At 41.0% G+C, this 20,731-nt stretch carries 19 protein-coding genes; 8 read left to right on the forward strand and 11 right to left on the reverse strand.

Going from position 1 to position 20,731, the window contains the following annotated elements:
* A complete protein-coding gene (locus OVN23_RS00785; protein ID WP_050278221.1) occupies positions 1–810 on the forward strand; it encodes a LicD family protein in 810 nt (269 codons plus the stop codon).
* 274 nt (positions 811–1,084) lie between these two features.
* Here OVN23_RS00785 and carB read toward each other — a convergent pair whose 3' ends face one another.
* The 6 genes from carB to OVN23_RS00815 all read right to left on the reverse strand — a co-directional run bounded on the left by carB (position 1,085) and on the right by OVN23_RS00815 (position 8,684).
* Positions 1,085–4,261: a carbamoyl-phosphate synthase large subunit gene (carB, locus tag OVN23_RS00790; protein ID WP_267240155.1), complete on the reverse strand. Its 3,177-nt coding sequence runs from the start codon at positions 4,259–4,261 to the stop codon at positions 1,085–1,087.
* A 448-nt stretch (positions 4,262–4,709) separates the two neighbouring features.
* Positions 4,710–5,789 (reverse strand): carbamoyl phosphate synthase small subunit, encoded by a 1,080-nt coding sequence (locus OVN23_RS00795; RefSeq protein WP_267240156.1) that lies wholly within the window; start codon positions 5,787–5,789, stop codon positions 4,710–4,712.
* A gap of 49 nt (positions 5,790–5,838) precedes the next feature.
* Positions 5,839–6,762 (reverse strand): aspartate carbamoyltransferase catalytic subunit, encoded by a 924-nt coding sequence (locus OVN23_RS00800; protein ID WP_001293848.1) that lies wholly within the window; start codon positions 6,760–6,762, stop codon positions 5,839–5,841.
* 18 nt (positions 6,763–6,780) lie between these two features.
* Positions 6,781–7,302, reverse strand: coding sequence for a bifunctional pyr operon transcriptional regulator/uracil phosphoribosyltransferase PyrR (gene pyrR, locus OVN23_RS00805; RefSeq protein WP_000850023.1), 522 nt, complete (start codon positions 7,300–7,302; stop codon positions 6,781–6,783).
* Positions 7,303–7,512: 210 nt separating this feature from the next.
* Positions 7,513–8,142: an endonuclease III gene (nth, locus tag OVN23_RS00810; protein ID WP_000244446.1), complete on the reverse strand. Its 630-nt coding sequence runs from the start codon at positions 8,140–8,142 to the stop codon at positions 7,513–7,515.
* The gene (locus tag OVN23_RS00815; protein WP_000773219.1) at positions 8,142–8,684 is read right to left on the reverse strand and encodes a YceD family protein; all 543 of its coding nucleotides are present in this window, start codon (positions 8,682–8,684) and stop codon (positions 8,142–8,144) included. Before OVN23_RS00815 ends, nth begins: the two co-directional genes overlap by 1 nt.
* Positions 8,685–8,842: 158 nt before the next feature.
* Here OVN23_RS00815 and OVN23_RS00820 point away from each other — a divergent pair, with 158 nt between their 5' ends.
* Both OVN23_RS00820 and OVN23_RS00825 read left to right on the forward strand, forming a co-directional pair.
* A complete protein-coding gene (locus OVN23_RS00820) occupies positions 8,843–9,139 on the forward strand; it encodes a hypothetical protein (protein ID WP_000389599.1) in 297 nt (98 codons plus the stop codon).
* A 409-nt stretch (positions 9,140–9,548) separates the two neighbouring features.
* Positions 9,549–11,108 (forward strand): ATP-binding cassette domain-containing protein, encoded by a 1,560-nt coding sequence (locus OVN23_RS00825; RefSeq protein ID WP_267240157.1) that lies wholly within the window; start codon positions 9,549–9,551, stop codon positions 11,106–11,108.
* 43 nt (positions 11,109–11,151) lie between these two features.
* Here the strand turns inward: OVN23_RS00825 and htpX are convergent, their stop codons facing one another.
* Positions 11,152–12,051, reverse strand: a complete 900-nt coding sequence (gene htpX, locus OVN23_RS00830) for a zinc metalloprotease HtpX (protein ID WP_000895740.1) — start codon at positions 12,049–12,051, stop codon at positions 11,152–11,154.
* A gap of 1 nt (position 12,052) precedes the next feature.
* Positions 12,053–12,613, reverse strand: coding sequence for a LemA family protein (locus tag OVN23_RS00835; RefSeq protein ID WP_000219833.1), 561 nt, complete (start codon positions 12,611–12,613; stop codon positions 12,053–12,055).
* Positions 12,614–12,706: 93 nt separating this feature from the next.
* On the opposite strand from OVN23_RS00835, the gene rsmG reads away from it, so the two are divergent.
* Positions 12,707–13,420 (forward strand): 16S rRNA (guanine(527)-N(7))-methyltransferase RsmG, encoded by a 714-nt coding sequence (gene rsmG, locus OVN23_RS00840; RefSeq protein ID WP_112445207.1) that lies wholly within the window; start codon positions 12,707–12,709, stop codon positions 13,418–13,420.
* 204 nt (positions 13,421–13,624) lie between these two features.
* Positions 13,625–14,908, forward strand: a complete 1,284-nt coding sequence (locus OVN23_RS00845) for a uracil-xanthine permease family protein (protein WP_173214156.1) — start codon at positions 13,625–13,627, stop codon at positions 14,906–14,908.
* Positions 14,909–15,098: 190 nt separating this feature from the next.
* On the opposite strand, the gene ffh is transcribed toward OVN23_RS00845, so the two are convergent.
* The 3 genes from ffh to OVN23_RS00860 form a co-directional block, all read right to left on the reverse strand.
* Positions 15,099–16,670 carry a signal recognition particle protein gene (ffh, locus tag OVN23_RS00850; protein WP_112445211.1) on the reverse strand — a complete coding sequence of 524 codons (1,572 nt, stop codon included), beginning with the start codon at positions 16,668–16,670 and terminating at the stop codon, positions 15,099–15,101.
* 11 nt (positions 16,671–16,681) lie between these two features.
* Positions 16,682–17,014, reverse strand: a complete 333-nt coding sequence (locus OVN23_RS00855; protein ID WP_000402066.1) for a putative DNA-binding protein — start codon at positions 17,012–17,014, stop codon at positions 16,682–16,684.
* A gap of 90 nt (positions 17,015–17,104) precedes the next feature.
* Entirely contained in the window at positions 17,105–17,482 is a 378-nt protein-coding gene (locus OVN23_RS00860) for a DUF1934 domain-containing protein (protein ID WP_218764602.1), read from the reverse strand.
* Between the two features lie 71 nt (positions 17,483–17,553).
* On the opposite strand from OVN23_RS00860, the gene OVN23_RS00865 reads away from it, so the two are divergent.
* The 3 genes from OVN23_RS00865 to OVN23_RS00875 are packed head-to-tail and all read left to right on the forward strand — an operon-like array spanning position 17,554 to position 20,718.
* Positions 17,554–18,858 carry an HD domain-containing protein gene (locus tag OVN23_RS00865; protein ID WP_173219064.1) on the forward strand — a complete coding sequence of 435 codons (1,305 nt, stop codon included), beginning with the start codon at positions 17,554–17,556 and terminating at the stop codon, positions 18,856–18,858.
* A 12-nt stretch (positions 18,859–18,870) separates the two neighbouring features.
* A complete protein-coding gene (gene yidA / locus OVN23_RS00870; RefSeq protein ID WP_267240158.1) occupies positions 18,871–19,677 on the forward strand; it encodes a sugar-phosphatase in 807 nt (268 codons plus the stop codon).
* A gap of 42 nt (positions 19,678–19,719) precedes the next feature.
* Positions 19,720–20,718, forward strand: coding sequence for an SAP domain-containing protein (locus OVN23_RS00875; RefSeq protein ID WP_262080104.1), 999 nt, complete (start codon positions 19,720–19,722; stop codon positions 20,716–20,718).
* Positions 20,719–20,731: the final 13 nt, after the last annotated feature.

Below are 20,731 nucleotides of genomic sequence, written 5' to 3' on the forward strand. Positions count from 1 at the left end.
ATGCAATATTTAGAAAAAAAAGAAATTAAAGAAATTCAACTAGCCCTGCTAGACTATATTGATGAGACTTGTAAGAAACATGATATTCCTTATTTTCTCAGTTATGGAACCATGCTTGGAGCCATCCGCCACAAAGGCATGATTCCTTGGGATGATGATATTGATATTTCCCTTTATCGTGAGGATTATGAGCGTTTACTGAAGATTATTGAAGAAGAAAATCACCCTCGCTATAAGGTTCTCTCCTACGACACTTCTTCTTGGTACTTCCATAATTTCGCATCGATTTTGGATACTTCTACTGTTATCGAAGACCATGTTAAGTACAAGCGTCATGACACCAGCCTCTTTATCGATGTCTTCCCAATTGATCGCTTTACAGACTTGAGCATTGTAGACAAGAGTTATAAGTATGTAGCCCTTCGTCAACTAGCTTATATCAAAAAATCACGCGCAGTTCACGGTGACAGCAAATTAAAAGATTTTCTAAGATTATGTAGCTGGTACGCCCTCCGAGTGGTCAATCCCCGTTACTTTTACAAGAAAATTGATCAGCTAATCAAAAATGCTGCAACCAGCACTCCTCAATATGAAGGAGGAGTTGGGATCGGTAAGGAAGGAATGAAAGAAGTCTTCCCAGTTGATACCTTTAAAGAACTCATCTTAACTGAGTTTGAAGGTCGTATGTTACCAGTTCCAAAAAAATATGACCAATTTTTAACTCAGATGTATGGGGATTATATGACACCACCATCAAAGGAAATGCAAGAGTGGTATAGTCACAGTATTAAAGCTTATCGCAAAAACTGATTAAGGGCAATTATACAAAGTATTGAGTGAGACTTGGAAAAAACTCAATTGCAGGAAAAAATGAAGTAAGTCCCCCACAACAAAACGCATAATATCAAGGCTTTCGGCACCTGATATTATGCGTTTTCCTTATCTTCTTAAAGACCTTTTGTCCAACTTATTTTCCTATTTATACTCTTCGAAAATCTCTTCAAACCGTGTCAATGTCGCCTTGCCATACTCAAGTACAGCCTGCGACTAGTTTCCTAGTTTGCTCTTTGATTTTCATTGAGTATTAAATTGCTTCTGTGACAAAACTACGGCTTTCCAATACTTTGAGCATGGCGTTAGCTGTATCTAGAGCTGTGAAGAGGGGCACTCCATGTTCAATAGCTGAACGGCGAATCTGCTCACCATCTTCATCAGCAGTTCGTTTAGTTCCTACTGTATTAATGATAGCTTGAATTCTTCCTTTGCGAACAAAACTTGGAATATCCTTATCGTCATCACCAATCTTACCAACTGGTTGAGCTTGCAGACCATGACTAGCAAAGAAGGCTGCTGTCCCTTCTGTCGCGAGGATTCCATAGCCAATATTTTGGAAACGATGAGCCAAGTCCAAGGCTTCTTCTTTGGCATCATCAGCGATGGTAAATACAACGTTACCAAAGGTTGGCAAGTGTAAGTAAGAAGCTTCAAAGGCCTTATAAAGAGCTTTTTCCAAAGTAGCATCAGAACCCATAACTTCACCTGTTGACTTCATTTCAGGACCAAGTAAGCTGTCTACCTTAGCTAGTTTGGTAAAGGAGAAGACAGGTGCCTTGATATGAACGCGGGTGCTTTCAGGGTAAAGTCCATCTTGGTAGCCAAGTTCTTCAAGGTTTTGACCAAGAATGAGCTTGGTCGCTACTTGAGCCATAGGAATATTGGTTACCTTAGAAAGGAATGGAACGGTACGGCTGGCACGTGGATTGACCTCAATAACATAGACTTTTTCATCCTTGATGACAAACTGGATGTTCATCATTCCAAGGCAGTTAAGACCGATTGCTAGGCGTTTAGTATAGTCTGCTATAGTTTCCTGAACCTTTTGCGACAAGGTTTGTGGTGGGTAAACTGCCATTGAATCACCTGAGTGGACACCGGCACGTTCGATATGCTCCATGATACCAGGAATGAGTACATTTTTACCATCTGAAATGGCATCAACTTCGCACTCTTGCCCAACGATATAAGAGTCGACAAGAACTGGGTGGTCTGGACTAGCCTTAACAGCAGTTCGCATGTAAGAACGAAGGTCTGCTTCGTTTTCAACGATTTCCATAGCACGTCCACCTAAGACATAAGATGGGCGAACGAGAACTGGGAAGCCAATCTTGCGAGCTGCAAGCACTGCTTCTTCTTCATTGGTTGCCGTTTGTCCTGGTGGCTGTGGAATATCCAATTCTTTGAGAGCTTGCTCGAAAAGGTCACGGTCTTCGGCACGGTCTAGGTCAGCAACTTGTGTACCAAGGATCGTCACACCTGCTTTAGCCAATGGCTCCGCAAGGTTGATAGCTGTTTGACCACCGAACTGAACGATAACTCCTTTTGGTTGCTCCAGGTCAATGACGTTCATAACATCTTCAAAAGTCAATGGTTCAAAGTAGAGCTTGTCAGACACAGAGAAGTCTGTTGAAACAGTCTCTGGGTTTGAGTTCATGATAATAGCTTCATAACCAGCAGCCTGGATAGCCTTAACCGAGTGAACAGTTGCGTAGTCAAACTCAACCCCTTGACCGATACGGATTGGACCAGAACCTAGGACTAGTACAGATTCCTTATCAGATCTGATAGATTCATTTTCCCAACCATAGGTTGAATAAAAATATGGTGTTTCAGAGTCAAACTCCGCCGCACAGGTATCGACCATCTTGTAGACTGGGACAATCTTGTTTTCCAAACGAAGCTGACGGACTTGGTCTGCAGTCGTTTCCCATAGTTCAGCAATCTTACGGTCTGAGAAACCATTGAGTTTGGCTGTTTTCAAGACTTCTAGATCTTGTGGATGAGCGCCCAATTCTTGCTCAATTTCAAAGATATGCAAGAGTTTATCCAGATAGAAGATATCAATCTTAGTCAATTCAGCAATCTCTTCAGGTGTATAACCACGACGAATAGCTTCTGATACATAGAAGAGACGATCGTCTTGGGCTTTCACAACCTTTTCAATCAAGGCATCATCAGAAACTGATGCAAGTTCAGGTATTTCATTGTGATGAACCCCAATTTCAAGGGAACGACAAGCCTTAAGGAGAGATTCCTCGATGTTACGACCGATTGCCATGACTTCTCCAGTCGCCTTCATCTGGGTACCAAGACGGCGCTCACCTTTTTCAAATTTGTCAAATGGGAAACGAGGAATCTTAGCAACCACGTAGTCAAGGGCAGGCTCAAACATGGCATAGGTTGAACCTGTAACTGGGTTGATAACCTCATCCAAGGTCAAGCCAACTGCAATCTTAGCAGCCAACTTAGCAATCGGATATCCTGTCGCCTTAGAAGCAAGGGCTGACGAACGCGATACACGGGGGTTTACTTCGATAACATAATACTTAAAGCTATGTGGATCAAGGGCCAGCTGAACGTTACATCCACCTTCAATCTTAAGGGCACGAATGATGCTCAAGCTTGCGTCACGAAGCATTTGGTTTTCATAGTCTGACATGGTTTGCGCAGGGGCAAATACGATGGAATCCCCTGTGTGAATCCCAACGGGGTCAAAGTTTTCCATGTTACAAACAACCAAAGCATTGTCAGCTGAGTCACGCATGACTTCGTACTCGATTTCCTTGAAACCAGCAATGGAACGTTCAATCAAACACTGGGTAACAGGTGACAATTTCAAACCATTTTCAGCGATTTCACGCAATTCTTCCTCGTTGGCACACATACCACCACCAGTACCACCAAGTGTAAAAGCTGGACGGACGATGACTGGGTAGCCAATTGTTGCTGCAAAGGCAACTGCTTCTTCGACTGTGTTGACAATTTCAGATTCTGGAATGGGTTGGTTGAGCTCTTCCATCAATTGTTTAAAGAGATCACGGTCCTCCGCTTGGTCAATAGCAGATAATTTAGTTCCCAGAAGTTCAACACCAAGCTCATCGAGGATACCATTTTTAGACAATTCCATGGCCATATTGAGCCCTGTCTGACCACCAAGGGTTGGAAGCAAGGCATCTGGACGTTCCTTACGAAGAATACGAGTCACAAACTCAAGTGTAATCGGTTCAATATAAACCTTGTCAGCAATTTCCTTGTCCGTCATGATGGTTGCAGGATTTGAGTTAACCAAAACAACCTCATAACCTTCCTCTTTCAAGGACAAGCAAGCCTGGGTCCCAGCATAGTCAAACTCAGCAGCCTGACCAATAATAATCGGACCAGAACCAATCACCATAATTTTTTGAATATCAGTACGTTTAGGCATTTATAAGATATTAAGGGCGTCAAGCGGACAAAGCTAAAATAGGAGTTATGACGAAGAACTATCAGTTCTAGGAATAACTATCTTTTTAGCACCGTCCGTAGCCCGTATTCAGTTTAGCAAATACGGACCACCCTTCTCCTTTCTATTCGTCGCCTCACAGGGCGACATTAAATAAATTCTCCGACGATTTTTTAGCGAAACGATACTTTTCGGTAAAAAATCTAGTGCAGGGAGTTTTTAGTTCGCCTGATAGCGACTAAAAGAAACGACCTGCCTTTCTATTCGGCAACTCTCGGGTTGCCATTAAATAAGATACAAAGGACGAATAGAAAGCGATTGAATTTTAGAAAACCAAGGAAGGATTGACAATCCAAGTTGGTTTCTCTAAATTCCGAGCTTTCCGTCCGTGTTCAGTTACATAAATTCTCCGACGAGCTTTTACTCGTTCTTAGTTTGATTGTTTAAAAGCTTCCATCATCTCGATAAACTCGTCAAATAGGTAGCTAGCGTCGTGTGGACCAGGGGCTGCATCTGGATGGTATTGAACAGAGAAAGCAGGTTGGTATCGGTGACGCACACCTTCCACTGACTTATCATTGATTTCTTCGTGGGTAATGATCAAGTGCTCTGGCAAGTCCTCACGGCTGACCGCATAACCATGGTTCTGGCTAGTAAAGTCTACACGTCCTGTAGCAATTTCACGTACCGCGTGGTTAAATCCACGGTGTCCAAATTTCATCTTATAGGTCTTAGCACCGTTTGCCATGGCAAAGAGTTGGTGCCCCATACAAATACCAAAGATTGGAATTTTTCCTTGCACACCACGAATCATGTCCAGTGCTTGTGGAACATCTTCTGGGTTACCTGGACCATTTGACAACATAACTCCGTCAGGATTGAGATGGAGAATTTCTTCAGCCGTTGTCGAATAAGGAACAACGGTCACATTACAGTTGCGTTTAGAAAGTTCACGTAGGATTGAGTGCTTGAGACCAAAGTCCACTAACACCACGCTCAAACCAACTCCTGGAGCTGGATAGGAAGTTTTAGTAGAAACCTGCTTGATATTATCTGTCGGCAAGACTGTCGCTTGGAGCTGGTCCGTCACATGGTCCATGCTGTCCCCAACATGGGTCAAGGTTGCACGCATAGTACCATGCTTACGGATAATCTTGGTAAGGGCACGCGTATCAATTCCTGAAATACCTGGAATTTTCTTGGCTTTCAAAAATTCATCCAAGGTCATTTGGTTGCGCCAATTACTTGCTCTACGTGCTTCTTCAAAAACAACGACTCCCTTACAAGTTGGAATAATGGATTCGTAATCATCACGGTTGATTCCATAATTTCCTACCAAAGGATAAGTAAAAGTCAAGATTTGTCCATTATAAGACTGGTCTGTGATGGATTCTTGATAGCCGGTCATCCCTGTGTTAAAGACGATTTCACCTGTTACATCAATATCTGATCCGAAGGCCTTGCCTTCAAAAACTGTGCCATCTTCTAATACTAGAAGTCTTTTTGTCATATTTTCACCTCTCGTGGACGCTCACTGGCGTCTTTTAACGTCTTGTGTTTTAGTTGGCGTTTCTACTCGCCAGTACGGATTCTAAGATTGCCATTCGAACAAAGACACCATTGGTCATTTGTTGGACAATCCGTGATTTTGGTGCTTCAACCAAGTGGTCTGCGATTTCTACATCACGATTGACTGGAGCTGGGTGCATGAGGATTGCTGTTTCTTTCAAACGATCGTAACGTTCTTGAGTCAAGCCATGTTGGGCATGGTAGTCTTCTTTTGAAAAAACTGCACCACTATCATGGCGTTCATGTTGCACACGGAGAAACATCATGACATCCACCTGATCAATGATTTCATCAATGGTTACAAACTGTCCATAGTCTGCAAACTCTTGACTTCTCCATTCCTCAGGTCCAGCGAAAAAGAGTTCAGCTCCCAAGCGTTTCAAAATCTGCATATTGGATTTGGCAACACGTGAATGGTCCAAGTCACCTGCAATCGCAACCTTGAGACCCTCAAAGTGGCCAAATTCCTCATAAATGGTCATCAAATCAAGCAAGCTCTGGCTAGGGTGTTGGCCCGAACCATCTCCACCATTGATAATGGAAGTCGTAATCGTGGGACTAGCAATTAACTCTCTGTAGTAATCAACCTCTGGGTGGCGAATCACACAGACATCAACTCCTAAAGCAGACAGAGTCAAAATGGTATCATAAAGTGTCTCACCCTTATTAACCGAACTAGTCTTCACATCAAAGTCAAGTCGTTCAAGCCCCAGTTTAATCTCTGCCACTTCAAAGGACTTATGCGTCCGTGTAGAATCCTCAAAGAAAAGATTGGAAACAATCGGGTGGTTTTCATAAGGAAGCTGAGCTCCGTTTTTAAACTCAATCCCTCGTTTGATCAATTTCATCACTTGATCGACAGTGAGGTCTTCCATGGACACCACATGGTTCAATGCTTGTTGATTTTCTGACATGGCCACTCCTTTAGCTTTCTAAGCTTCTTCAGTAATCAGAACTCTGTCTTGACCATCAAGTTCTGCCATCTCTACGATGATTTCTTCAGAACGACTAGTTGGGATATTTTTTCCAACGTAATCTGGACGGATTGGCAATTCTCTATGTCCACGATCAACTAGCACCGCAAGACTCACGCGCGCAGGACGACCATGACCTACAATATTATCAATAGCAGCACGGATGGTACGACCTGTATAAAGCACATCATCCACCAAGATAACTTCACGGTCTGTCACATCGACAGAAACCAAAGAAGTATCTTCTCCACTTTTAACATCATCACGGAAAGGTTTAGTATCCAATTCCACAACAGGAACTGAAAGATTTTCTAGCTGTTCCAAACGTTCTTGGATTCGGTGGGCGATAAAGACACCACGAGTTTTAATACCAGCCAAGACGATCTTATTCAAATCTTTGTTCCGTTCGATAATCTCATAAGTAATACGCGTAATCGCTCGTTTGACGGTCAATTCGTCTACAACTTCTTTTGTCTTCATGACAAACCTCCAAAAAGAAAAGTCTCCTTAAACAAGGAGACTTGAAATGTATAGCCAAGCGAACCCTACTGCAAACAGTATAGACTTCACCCTTCTACTTTATCACGCTCCTTGCCTGCCTCACGGGACAGGTTTAAAGGAATATTTAATTATCACTTACTATAGCACAAAGCATGCTTAAAATCAAGCAAAAACTTTTGGTACACCATCTTATAAATTTCTAAAGTCATATAACTGTGGGTACTGGTCACACTCTGGATTTTTAGGATGGCAAATGGCTCTTCCAAAATAAATCATGGCCTGATGGGCTGCTAACCACTGCTCAGGCGGCAAGATATCCATGACCCGCTTTTCCACCTCAAGTGGTGTCGCTGATTTTTTGACGATATCGTGGTGTTTGCAAATACGCTCCACATGAGTATCCACTGCAAAAGCTGGAATCCCAAATCCTACACTCATGACAACATTGGCTGTCTTGCGACCAACACCTGCCAAACTCTCTAATTCCTGACGTGTTTGAGGGACTTGACCATCAAAATCGTCTAGTAACTGTTGGGCACATTTTTTAAGGAATTTAGCCTTATTTCGATACAGTCCCAGGCGAGAAATGTGTGAAGCAATTTCACTTTCTGTTGCAACAGACATGGCTTGTGGCGTTGGAAAGGCAGCAAAGAGACCTGGCGTGGCCTTATTTACCGCTGCATCCGTTGTCTGGGCTGACAACATGACCGCAACCAAGAGTTCAAAATGATTGGTGAAATCAAGACTGGGCTTGGCATCTGGAAACAAAGCAATGATTTCTTCTAGCACCTTTCGTGCTCGTTTTTTTGACAAGACCATTATTCGTCTCCATCAAATAGTCCTTGTAAGCCAGCAAAAGGACTATTTTCTTCTTTCTTAACTGCTTGTTGGGCCTGGTATTCTTCCTCAGTCATGATTTGCCAGTCATTTCCTGACACAAATCCTTGACCAGCCTCTTCTTCAGCCGTCAAGACCTTGATAGGAATGTTTAGTAGGATATTGTCTGACACGCTCTCAGCAAGATCAAGTTCTCCATTTTCGATAGGCAAGACCAAATCATCATCTAGCACTTCTTGATCTAGCTGGTTGGTTGCGCCTTCCATGAAAACTTCCGTAACTGGATAAGATTCAACTAACTCAACTGGCTCCATACTGCGACTTGAAGCAAGAACAATGGTATAAGATAGTTGATAATCTAAGAAATACATACAGTCTTCGTACTGTACTTTCCCAACTGCAAGGATATTTTTTACATCTAAAATTTCTTGATTACGTGCACGCAGGTCTGCGGCTAAGTCTAACGTTTGTTCAAAGTTCAAGCCTTCAGACTGCTTACGAATTTCTTGAATATTTAATTTCATACTTCCTCCATAAAGATTTACTCTCTTGATTATACCATGAAAAGCCTACAAATCAGCCCACCAAACTTTGTAAATAAAATTCGAATTTTTTACATATTTACTATGACATTTTTGTTTTTTTTATTGCTATACTACATCAGATCAAGGAGGATGCTCACATGGAAGACAAGAAACTCATTCAACTCCTATCCAAGTTAAATAAAAGCTACCAAAACTGTAAACAGGGTACGGCAGATGATATTAGACTACAAGAGCTGCTAAACACTACTATGCAAGAGCTCAAAAAAACGGAAAAGTTGAACAACAGTATCTTAATTGATCTTGAGAAATTTTACCAACCCACCAGTCCTCTGATTGGACTGGGTAGCCTAAAACTAAACGATCAAGCACGCACTGCTTGGCGAAACTATGATAAAATCCATTACGAGCATGTCAAACACGTACTAACTCTTTAGGTACCTGTTTTTGGATTTTAGAGCATAGAATTTCCAGTTTTCTGTTGACAAAATTTCCTGAAAGGTATAGGATAGAGGTACTAATACTCGGAGGTAAGGGAGACATGAACAACTAAGTCTATCAAATAAAGAACCTTTATTTAGTAGATCTTGTTTTTGTCTCTTTTTGTGTGCTCTTATGCTCTTTTTCTGGCATTTTATACTCAATGAAAATCAAAGAGCAAACTAGGAAGCGAGCTACAGGTTGCTCAAAGCACTGCTTTGAGGTTGTAGATAAGACTGACGAAGTCAGTTACATATATCTACGGTAAGGCGACGCTGACGTGGTTTGAAGAGATTTTCGAAGAGTATTGATAGAGTTTTTTTGACATAGACTTTGGCTCTACTAGGTAAAGTAGAGCTTTTTGTTATGCACTATCAACATTCTAGAAAGGGTAATCATATGATAAAAATCAATCACCTGACCATCACACAGAACAAAAATTTACGAGACCTTGTCTCTGACCTCAGCATGATCATCCAAGACGGGGAAAAGGTAGCTATCATCGGCGAAGAAGGAAATGGTAAATCAACCTTGCTTAAAACTTTAATGGGGGAATCTTTGCCTGATTTCACTATCAGGGGTGACATCCAGTCTGACTATCAGTCACTCGCTTACATTCCTCAAAAACTCCCCGAAGAGCTGAAAAAGAAAAGTCTACACGACTACTTCTTTTTGGATTTTACTGATTTAGACTACAGTATCCTCTATCGTTTGGCTGAGGAATTGCATTTTGATAGCGACCGTTTCGCTAGCAACCAAGAAATTGGCAGTCTATCAGGGGGCGAAGCTTTGAAAATTCAGCTCATCCATGAGTTAGCCAAACCCTTTGAGATTCTATTTTTAGATGAACCTTCAAATGATCTGGACCTTAAGACGGTTGATTGGCTAAAAGGTCAGATTCGAAAAATTCGGCAAACTGTTATTTTCATTTCCCATGATGAAGACTTTCTTTCTGAAACGGCAGACACTATTGTTCACTTGCGACTGGTCAAGCACCGTAAAGAAGCAGAAACGCTAGTAGAGTATTTAGACTATGATAGCTATAGCGACCAGAGAAAGGCTAATTTTACCAAACAAAGCCAACAAGCTGCTAACGACCAAAGAGCCTATGATAAAACCATGGAAAAACATCGGCGAGTCAAGCAAAATGTAGAAACTGCGCTTCGAGCTACCAAAGACAGTACTACCGGTCGCCTATTGGCTAAAAAGATGAAAAATATCCTCTCTCAAGAAAAACGCTACGAAAAGGCAGCTCAGTCCATGACCCAAAAGCCACTTGAAGAGGAAGAAATCAGACTTTTCTTCTCAGATATACAGCCATTACCTGCTTCTAAAGTCTTAATCCAACTGGAAAAAGAAAATTTATCCATTGGCGACCGAATTTTGGTGCAAGAACTACAATTAACTGTCCGTGGCCAAGAAAAAATTGGTATCATCGGCCCAAATGGTGTTGGGAAATCAACTCTGTTAGCCAAATTACAGCAACTTCTGAATGATAAAAGAGAGATTTTACTTGGTTTTATGCCACAAGATTACCATAAAAAACTACAATTAGATTTATCACCAATAGCCTATCTCAGCAAAACTGGGGAAAAAGAGGAACTACAAAAAATCCAATCTCACCTAGCCAGTCTCAATTTCAGTTATCCAGAAATGCAGCATCAAATTCGCTCCTTATCTGGCGGACAACAGGGTAAACTCCTGCTTTTGGATTTAGTCTTGTGCAAACCAAACTTTCTCCTGTTGGATGAACCTACACGAAACTTTTCTCCCACTTCTCAACCCCACATCAGGAAACTCTTTGCAACCTATCCGGGCGGTCTCATCACTGTTTCGCATGACCGTCGTTTCTTAAAAGAGGTCTGTTCAAGCATCTACCGCTTGACAGAACACGGTTTGGAGCTAGTTAATTTAGACGATTTATAAATTTGCAACATAGCAAAAATCCAGAGACGACCTCTGGATTCTTTTACATCTGTTTCAAACGTTCGATCCGTTCTGAGATAGGTGGGTGGGTATAAAAGAGTTTTTGGAACCCTCCACCTTTCTTAGGATCATTGATATAAAGTGCACTGCTGGCATCATCGACAGGACGACTCATGGGTTTACTATTGTCTAACTTACGTAGGGCATTAATCATTCCTTGAGGATTGCGCGTCAACTCAACACTGGAAGCATCAGCTAGGAATTCCCTCTGACGAGAAATAGCTAGTTGCACCAAAGTTGCAGCGAGGGGAGCCAACACGATAGCTAGTAGGGAAACCACGAGCATAATGATTTCTAAGCCATTTCCTTCTCTGTCATCGTCACTTCGTCTGCGACCTGCGCCACCCCACCACATCATACGACCAGCCATACTAGAAAGCATGGTGATAGCACTAGCAAGGGCGACGGCAATAGTCGAAATACGGATATCGTAATTACGGATATGACTGACTTCATGTCCCATAACAGCTTCTAGCTCCTCACGATTCATGATAGCTAATAGACCTGACGTCGCAGCAACAGCCGCATTTTGAGGATTAGAACCTGTCGCAAAGGCATTTAAGGCTGGATCATCAATGATGAAAACACGGGGCATAGGAATCTGAGCGACCATAGCCATATCTTCCACTACATGGTAGAGGTCTGGTGCCGTTTGTTCATCCACCTCACGCGCTCCATTCATGGACATGACAATCTCTGTCGATTGAAAAATCATGGACAAGGCATAGATAAAGCCGATAATCAGTGCGATAACCAAACCACCAATCCCAGACCGCATAAAGAGGTAACCAACCGCATAGCCAACAAGAGCTAAGAGTAGGAAAAATACCAGCAACAAAATCCACGTTTTTCGTTTATTGCTTGCAATTTGATCAAACAACATCTTAGTCACCTAAACCGCTAAAATCAACTTTAGGAACTGCCTTTTCCTCTTCTGGTGTTTGAAGGAAATCTGCTGCTTTAAATCCAAACATTCCAGCGATAATATTGCTTGGGAAAGTTTCTAATTTTACATTGTAGTTGCTGACAACACTGTTATAGAGTTGACGAGAGTAAGAAATTTTATTTTCCGTGTTTGTCAACTCCTCTTGCAATTTAACAAAGTTGGCACTAGCTTTCAAATCTGGATAGCTTTCTGCAACTGCAAAAATACCTGAAACCTGACGAGTAAGGGCATCACTAGCTTTCATAGCTTCTGCTGGTGAAGTCGCTGCCGCCACTTGGTTACGCAGTTCTGCCACCTTTTCAAGGGTAGAACCTTCATATTTGGCATAACCTTTTACAGTCTCAATCAAGTTTGGCAAGAGATCATTTCGACGTTTCAACTGAACATCAATCTGACTCCAAGCCTCCTTTGTTTGCATACGATTTTTAACCAAACCGTTATAGCTAACAATCACAAAAATAACAATAAGAGCTAAAACTCCAAGAATAATCCAAGTCATTATATAAGTCCTTTCTGCTTTTAGATTAGTACCAGTATATCAAATTTTTAATGATTGTGGTAAAATAAGATGATACTAAAGAAGGAAATAACTATGAAACCAGAAACATTTTACAACTTGCTTGCCGAGCAAAATCTTCCACTTTCTGACCAGCAAAAAAAACAATTTGAACGTTATTTTGAGCTCTTAGTCGAGTGGAATGAAAAGATTAATTTAACAGCCATTACGGATAAGGAAGAAGTTTATCTCAAACATTTTTACGATTCGATTGCACCCATTCTTCAAGGTTTGATTCCCAATGAAACTATCAAACTTCTTGATATCGGAGCTGGGGCAGGATTTCCTAGTCTGCCGATGAAAATCCTCTATCCTCAGCTAGATGTGACTATCATTGATTCACTCAATAAGCGCATCAACTTCCTCCAACTGTTGGCTCAAGAACTGGATTTGGACGGTGTTCATTTCTACCATGGACGTGCCGAAGATTTTGCCCAAGACAAAAACTTCCGTGCTCAATATGATTTTGTAACAGCTCGTGCTGTAGCCCGTATGCAGGTCTTGTCTGAATTGACTATTCCCTACCTTAAAGTTGGCGGGAAACTATTGGCACTCAAGGCCAGCAATGCGCCTGAGGAGTTGTTAGAAGCTAAGAATGCCCTCAACCTCCTTTTTAGTAAGGTCGAAGACAATCTCAGCTACGCTCTACCTAATGGAGATCCGCGCTACATCACAGTGGTAGAAAAGAAAAAGGAAACACCAAATAAATATCCACGTAAGGCTGGCATGCCCAATAAACGCCCACTTTAATCTTTTTAGTAAAAAAATATTTACAAAGTTTGTAATTTTTGCTATACTATCACAAGCAAAGGTTTTTAATGTCATCCCGTGAGGTGACGAAGACGCAGAAATATTTAAAACTCTTTAAAGTCTAGATTTTAGAGAAGTCTTACTCTGAGGGCCTATTGCTGTAAAATAATGGGCTCTTTTTTGATGCCCAAAAGTGAGGTTTATATGAAACAAGAATCAACTGTTGATTTGTTACTAGACGTTGACCAACGTCCTTCAGCTGGAAAAGGAATTCTCCTTAGTTTCCAACACGTTTTCGCCATGTTTGGAGCGACCATCTTGGTACCATTGATTTTGGGAATGCCTGTATCTGTTGCCCTTTTTGCTTCAGGTGTTGGAACACTCATCTACATGATTGCTACTGGTTTTAAAGTTCCAGTTTATCTAGGTTCTTCATTTGCCTTTATCACAGCAATGTCACTTGCTATGAAAGAAATGGGTGGTGATGTATCTGCTGCTCAAACAGGGGTTATCTTGACTGGTTTGGTATATGTCCTTGTTGCTACCAGCATCCGATTTGTAGGAACAAAATGGATTGATAAACTCTTGCCACCAATCATTATCGGTCCTATGATCATCGTTATCGGTCTTGGACTTGCAGGTTCAGCTGTTACCAATGCAGGTCTTGTAGCAGACGGAAATTGGAAAAATGCTCTTGTAGCCGTTGTTACGTTCTTGATTGCTGCCTTTATCAATACAAAAGGAAAAGGCTTCCTACGAATCATTCCTTTCCTCTTTGCCATTATCGGTGGTTACCTCTTCGCACTAACTCTTGGCTTGGTTGATTTTACACCAGTTCTTAAAGCTAACTGGTTCGAGATTCCTGGTTTCTACTTGCCATTTAGCACAGGTGGTGCCTTTAAAGAGTACAATCTTTACTTTGGGCCAGAAACCATCGCCATCTTACCAATTGCTATCGTAACAATTTCTGAACATATCGGAGACCATACTGTTTTGGGTCAAATCTGTGGCCGTCAATTCTTGAAAGAACCAGGTCTTCACCGTACTCTTCTTGGTGACGGTATCGCAACTTCTGTTTCTGCCTTCCTTGGTGGACCAGCCAATACAACTTACGGAGAAAATACTGGGGTTATCGGTATGACTCGTATCGCTTCTGTCTCAGTTATCCGTAACGCTGCCTTCATCGCGATTGCCCTTAGCTTCCTTGGTAAATTCACTGCCTTGATTTCAACCATTCCAAATGCTGTACTTGGTGGTATGTCAATCCTTCTCTACGGAGTTATCGCCAGCAACGGTTTGAAAGTTTTGATTAAAGAACGTGTTGATTTCGCTCAAATGCGAAACCTGATCATCGCAAGTGCTATGTTGGTCCTTGGACTTGGAGGAGCTATCCTTAAACTTGGTCCAGTTACCCTTTCAGGTACTGCCCTATCAGCTATGACAGGAATCATCTTGAACTTGATCTTACCATACGAAAATAAAGATTAAATGTCTAAACACCAAATCCGCTCAGACAACTGAGTGGATTTTTTCGTACACTATAATACAAATATCTGTAAATTGTTAAAATCAAAAAACGTATAATATCAGGTATTCTAAAACCTTGATACTATACGTTTTATCATAGAAATTTTTACTTCATTTTCTCATCAAATGAGATTTGCATCAATCTCTTGTCTTACTTACGTTTCTTCTTCGCTTTTTTCATTTTGTTAGCCATGCGTTTCATAGACTGTTTCATGGCAAATTCACCGATTTTACCTTTTAGTCCGCCACCAAACATTTGGCTCATATCTGGCATTCCTGCCCCTCCGAGAGCTGACAGGTCAGGCATACCGCCTTGTCCCATCATTCCTTCAAGGGCAGACATATCCATTCCTCCCATATTTGGCATATTTTTTGGAAGGTTGTTTGGATTGATTCCCATCTGCTTCATCATCTTGTTCATATCACCAGACATGACTCCCTGCATGAGCTGTTTAGCCTGGTTAAAGTCTTTGATGAATTTATTAACTTCGACAAAGGTATTTCCAGAACCAGCTGCGATACGACGGCGACGGCTCGGATTTAACAAATCTGGATTTTCACGTTCTTCAGGTGTCATGGAAGACACAATGGCACGTTTGCGCGCAATCTGGCGCTCATCTACCTTCATGTTTTGAAGGGCTGGATTGTTGGCCATACCTGGAATCATCTTGAGCAAGTCTTCCATTGGCCCCATGTTTTGCACCTGATCCAATTGATCGATGAAATCATTGAAATCAAAGGTGTTTTCACGCATCTTCTCAGCCATTTCAAGGGCTTTTTGCTCATCGTATTCTTGAGAAGCTTTCTCAATCAAAGTGAGCATATCCCCCATACCAAGGATACGGCTAGACATGCGATCTGGGTGGAAGGTTTCAATGTCCGTAATCTTTTCACCTGTACCAGTGAACTTGATTGGTTTTCCAGTAATATGACGAACAGATAGAGCAGCACCACCACGAGTGTCCCCATCAATCTTGGTAAGGATGACCCCAGTCACTTCCAACTGAGCATTAAACTCACGCGCAACATTGGCCGCTTCTTGACCAATCATGGCATCAACGACGAGCAAAATTTCATTTGGTTGAGCTAGTGTTTTCACATCGCGAAGCTCATTCATCAGAAGCTCATCAATCTGCAAACGACCTGCCGTATCAATCAAGACATAGTCATTATGATTAGCTTGGGCTTGTTCCAAACCTTGACGTACAATCTCCACAGCTGGAACCTCTGTTCCAAGAGCGAAGACAGGCACATCAATCTGTTGTCCCAAGGTCTTAAGCTGATCAATAGCAGCAGGGCGATAAATATCCGCCGCAATCATCAAGGGACGGGCATTTTCTTCTTTCTTGAGTTTGTTAGCCAATTTACCTGCAAAGGTTGTTTTACCAGCCCCCTGCAAACCAACCATCATGATGATGGTAGGAATCTTAGGTGACTTGATAATTTCTGCCGTATCAGAACCTAAAACAGCTGTCAGTTCCTCATCTACAATTTTAATAATCTGTTGAGCAGGATTAAGGGTATCAATGACCTCATGCCCGACTGCACGCTCACGAACTTTCTTGATAAAGTCCTTTACAACAGGCAAGGCAACGTCGGCCTCAAGCAAGGCCAAGCGAATTTCTTTGGTTGCCTCTTGGACATCAGATTCAGAGATTTTTCCTTTTTTACGTAGATTTTTAAAGACGTTTTGCAAACGTTCTGTTAAACTTTCAAATGCCATTTTTCTTCCTCTTATTCTCTATTATCAATGCTTGTTAAAATTTCTATCTGCTCCTGCAAAAAGTCATCCTTGGGATAGCGCTCCAAAATCTGGTCAAAAATCTGACTGCGGACAATGTAGTCCGAGTACATGTGCAATTTCATCTCATAATCTTCCAGAATCTTTTCTGTCCGCTTGATATTATCATAGACAGCCTGACGACTGACACCAAACTCCTCGGCAATCTCAGCAAGGCTGTAATCATCAGCGTAGTAGAGCTCGATATAATTCATTTGCTTATCTGTCAAAAGCGCTGCATAAAATTCAAAGAGCGCATTCATACGATTGGTTTTTTCAATTTCCATAACTTTTATTATACCAAAAATTAGCCTAATCTACCACATTAGCAGGCTAATCCGAGAAGATAGCTAGCTAAATTTGAACAAGACAAGAGACTAGCCCCAAGTAATTTCCAATTGATAGCTGGCAAAGGGTTGTCCCTCTTGATTTTGTAGTTGATAATCTAAATGAATCTTTTGCCCATCAACTTCATAACGGCTCGTTTGGATGATAAACTCCTGCATGCCCATAGGTGTCGGAATATAGGCTAAACTATCACTATCCTTTAAAAAGCGCATAATGGTCTTGGGATTGGAAAATCGACTCATCACCAGTTCTTGACCATGAAATTTAATAACCACTTTTTCCTTTTCCTCATTATAGAAAAGCAGGTAGCTATAATCTCCTTTTTCATGCACTTCCACATCATAAAGCTGGTCAATCACTTCCAACTGCTCATCAAACTGAATCCTATTTCGCATCCGAATCTTCACATCAAGTCCTCTTTCTTGTCTCTTGTCCTACTATTTTACCAAAAAGAGCAGGATTTTGCTATAATGGTCATATGAACGAAAAAGTATTCCGTGACCCAGTTCACAACTACATCCATGTCAATAATCAAATCATCTATGACTTGATCAATACAAAAGAATTTCAGCGTTTGCGTCGAATCAAGCAACTGGGGACTTCCAGTTATACCTTCCACGGTGGAGAACACAGTCGCTTCTCTCACTGTCTAGGAGTCTATGAAATTGCACGACGCATCACAGAGATTTTCGAAGAAAAATATCCTGAGGAATGGAATCCTGCCGAGTCTCTCTTGACCATGACAGCTGCTCTCCTACATGACCTTGGGCATGGTGCCTACTCCCATACTTTTGAACATCTCTTTGATACAGACCACGAAGCCATTACTCAGGAGATTATTCAAAGTCCTGAGACAGAGATTCACCAAGTCTTACTACAAGTAGCGCCCGATTTCCCAGAAAAAGTTGCCAGTGTCATAGACCATACCTACCCTAACAAGCAGGTTGTGCAACTCATTTCCAGTCAGATTGATGCAGACCGCATGGACTATCTCTTGCGCGACTCCTATTTTACAGGAGCATCTTATGGGGAATTTGACCTAACTCGAATTCTCCGAGTCATTCGTCCTGTCGAAAACGGTATTGCCTTTCAGCGCAATGGCATGCATGCCATCGAAGACTACGTCCTCAGTCGCTACCAGATGTATATGCAGGTTTATTTCCACCCAGCAACACGCGCCATGGAAGTTCTCCTGCAAAATCTCCTCAAACGCGCCAAGGAACTCTATCCTAAAGAAAAAGACTTCTTTGCCCGAACTTCTCCACACCTCCTACCTTTCTTTGAAAAAAATGTGACCTTGTCTGATTATCTAGCTCTGGATGATGGTGTGATGAATACCTACTTCCAGCTCTGGATGACCAGTCCTGATAAGATTCTTGCAGACTTGTCGCAACGCTTTGTCAACCGCAAGGTCTTTAAATCCATTACTTTTTCACAAGAAGACCAAGACCAGCTCGCCAGCATGAGAAAATTGGTTGAGGACATTGGCTTTGATCCCGACTACTATACTGCCATTCATAAGAACTTTGACCTCCCTTATGATATCTATCGTCCCGAATCTGAAAATCCACGAACACAGATTGAGATTTTACAAAAGAATGGTCAACTGGCAGAGCTCTCTAGCCTGTCTCCTATCGTCCAATCCCTTGCTGGTAGTCGTCACGGAGATAATCGTTTCTATTTTCCGAAAGAAATGTTGGACCAAAACAGCATCTTTGCAAGCATTACCCAGCAATTTTTACACTTGATTGAGAACGATCATTTTACCCCAAATAAAAACTAGAAGAGGAAATTTATGAGTATTAAACTAATCGCCGTCGATATTGACGGAACCCTAGTCAATAGCCAAAAGGAGATTACTCCTGAAGTCTTTTCTGCCATCCAAGATGCCAAAAAAGCTGGTGTCAAAGTCGTGATTACAACAGGCCGCCCTATCGCAGGTGTTGCCAAACTTCTGGATGACTTGCAGTTGAGAGATGAAGGCGACTATGTCGTGACCTTCAATGGTGCCCTTGTCCAAGAAACTGCTACAGGCCATGAGATTATCAGCGAATCTTTGTCTTATGAGGATTATCTGGATATGGAATTCCTCAGTCGCAAGCTCGGTGTCCACATGCATGCCATTACCAAGGACGGTATCTACACTGCCAATCGCAATATCGGAAAATACACTGTGCACGAATCAACCCTCGTCAGCATGCCAATCTTCTACCGCACACCTGAAGAAATGGCTGACAAGGAAATCGTTAAATGTATGTTTATCGATGAACCAGAAATTCTCGATGCTGCCATTGAAAAAATTCCAGCAGAATTTTACGAACGCTACTCTATTAACAAATCTGCTCCTTTCTACCTCGAACTCCTTAAAAAGAATGTAGATAAGGGTTCAGCTATTACTCATTTAGCTGAAAAACTCGAATTGACCAAAGATGAAACCATGGCTATCGGTGACGAAGAAAATGATCGTGCCATGCTGGAAGTCGTTGGCAACCCTGTAGTCATGGAAAACGGAAATCCAGAAATCAAAAAAATCGCCAAATACATCACTAAATCTAACGATGAATCCGGCGTAGCCCATGCTATCCGTACATGGGTACTGTAAAAGTATCATTTTTCAATAAGAATTGATTAGCAATATAATCCAATGAATTTTTTTAGCAAACTATTTAATTTAAAACAAAATAATCATAATAGAGACACAAATTCTGATTGTAACAATTTTTACCTAAACAAATTAGAGTGCGGCCTTACTCCTGGGCAACTCATACTCATAGATTGGACTCAAAAAACAGGGAGAAATTATAATTTCCCAAGATATTTTAAATACTCTCTTCAAATTGACCCTGAATCTACACACAATCAATTATACAAATTAGGATACTTCACTAAAAATAAGACTTTATCATATCTTAAAGTAGTAGAATTAAAAACTATATTATCTAAACATAATTTACCTACTTCTGGAAAAAAAGCAGAATTAATTACAAGAATAATTAATAATATCAACGTTGACAAATTAGATATTCCGTTCGAATTTAAACTAACAAAAGAAGCACAAAATCTTATTATCGAACATAGTGACTATATCAAAGCATACTATGATAAAGACATAACTATGGAAGATTATTGTAAAGAAAAAAATAATATCTCTTTTAAAGCAACTTTTGGTGATATAAAATGGAGTCTTTTAAATAAACAAGCTCATAGGAATACTGTATCAGGAGATTTTGGATGTTTATCTAACACACGAAAGGCTCAAGGAAGACATTTGGAACAAGAAGGTAATATTAAACATTCTTTAATATATTACATAGAATCTTTGATAATTACTAGTTCAGGATTAGAAAACAATTTTTCAGCCACTGATTATCCAGTATATTATCCCGATTCGATACCTGACTACTCACTAAAACATATTCAAACATTAATGGAATCATTATCTGATGACGATTATGATTTTGCTTTTGATGAAGCATTATTTCGCTTCTCAATTTTGAATGTAAATCATTTTTTATCTAAAGAAGATATTGACTATTTAAGAGTTAATTTACCTTGTTCTACTGCTGAAGAAATAAACAATTACTTAAAGAAATATGAATGTTATAGTCCTTTAAATAATTTAGAACTTGACGATTTTGAATAAATTGATTATACAA

Origin of the sequence: Streptococcus sp. Marseille-Q6488, from assembly GCF_946902925.1 — a bacterium.
In the GTDB taxonomy this organism is placed as follows: Bacteria; Bacillota; Bacilli; order Lactobacillales; family Streptococcaceae; genus Streptococcus.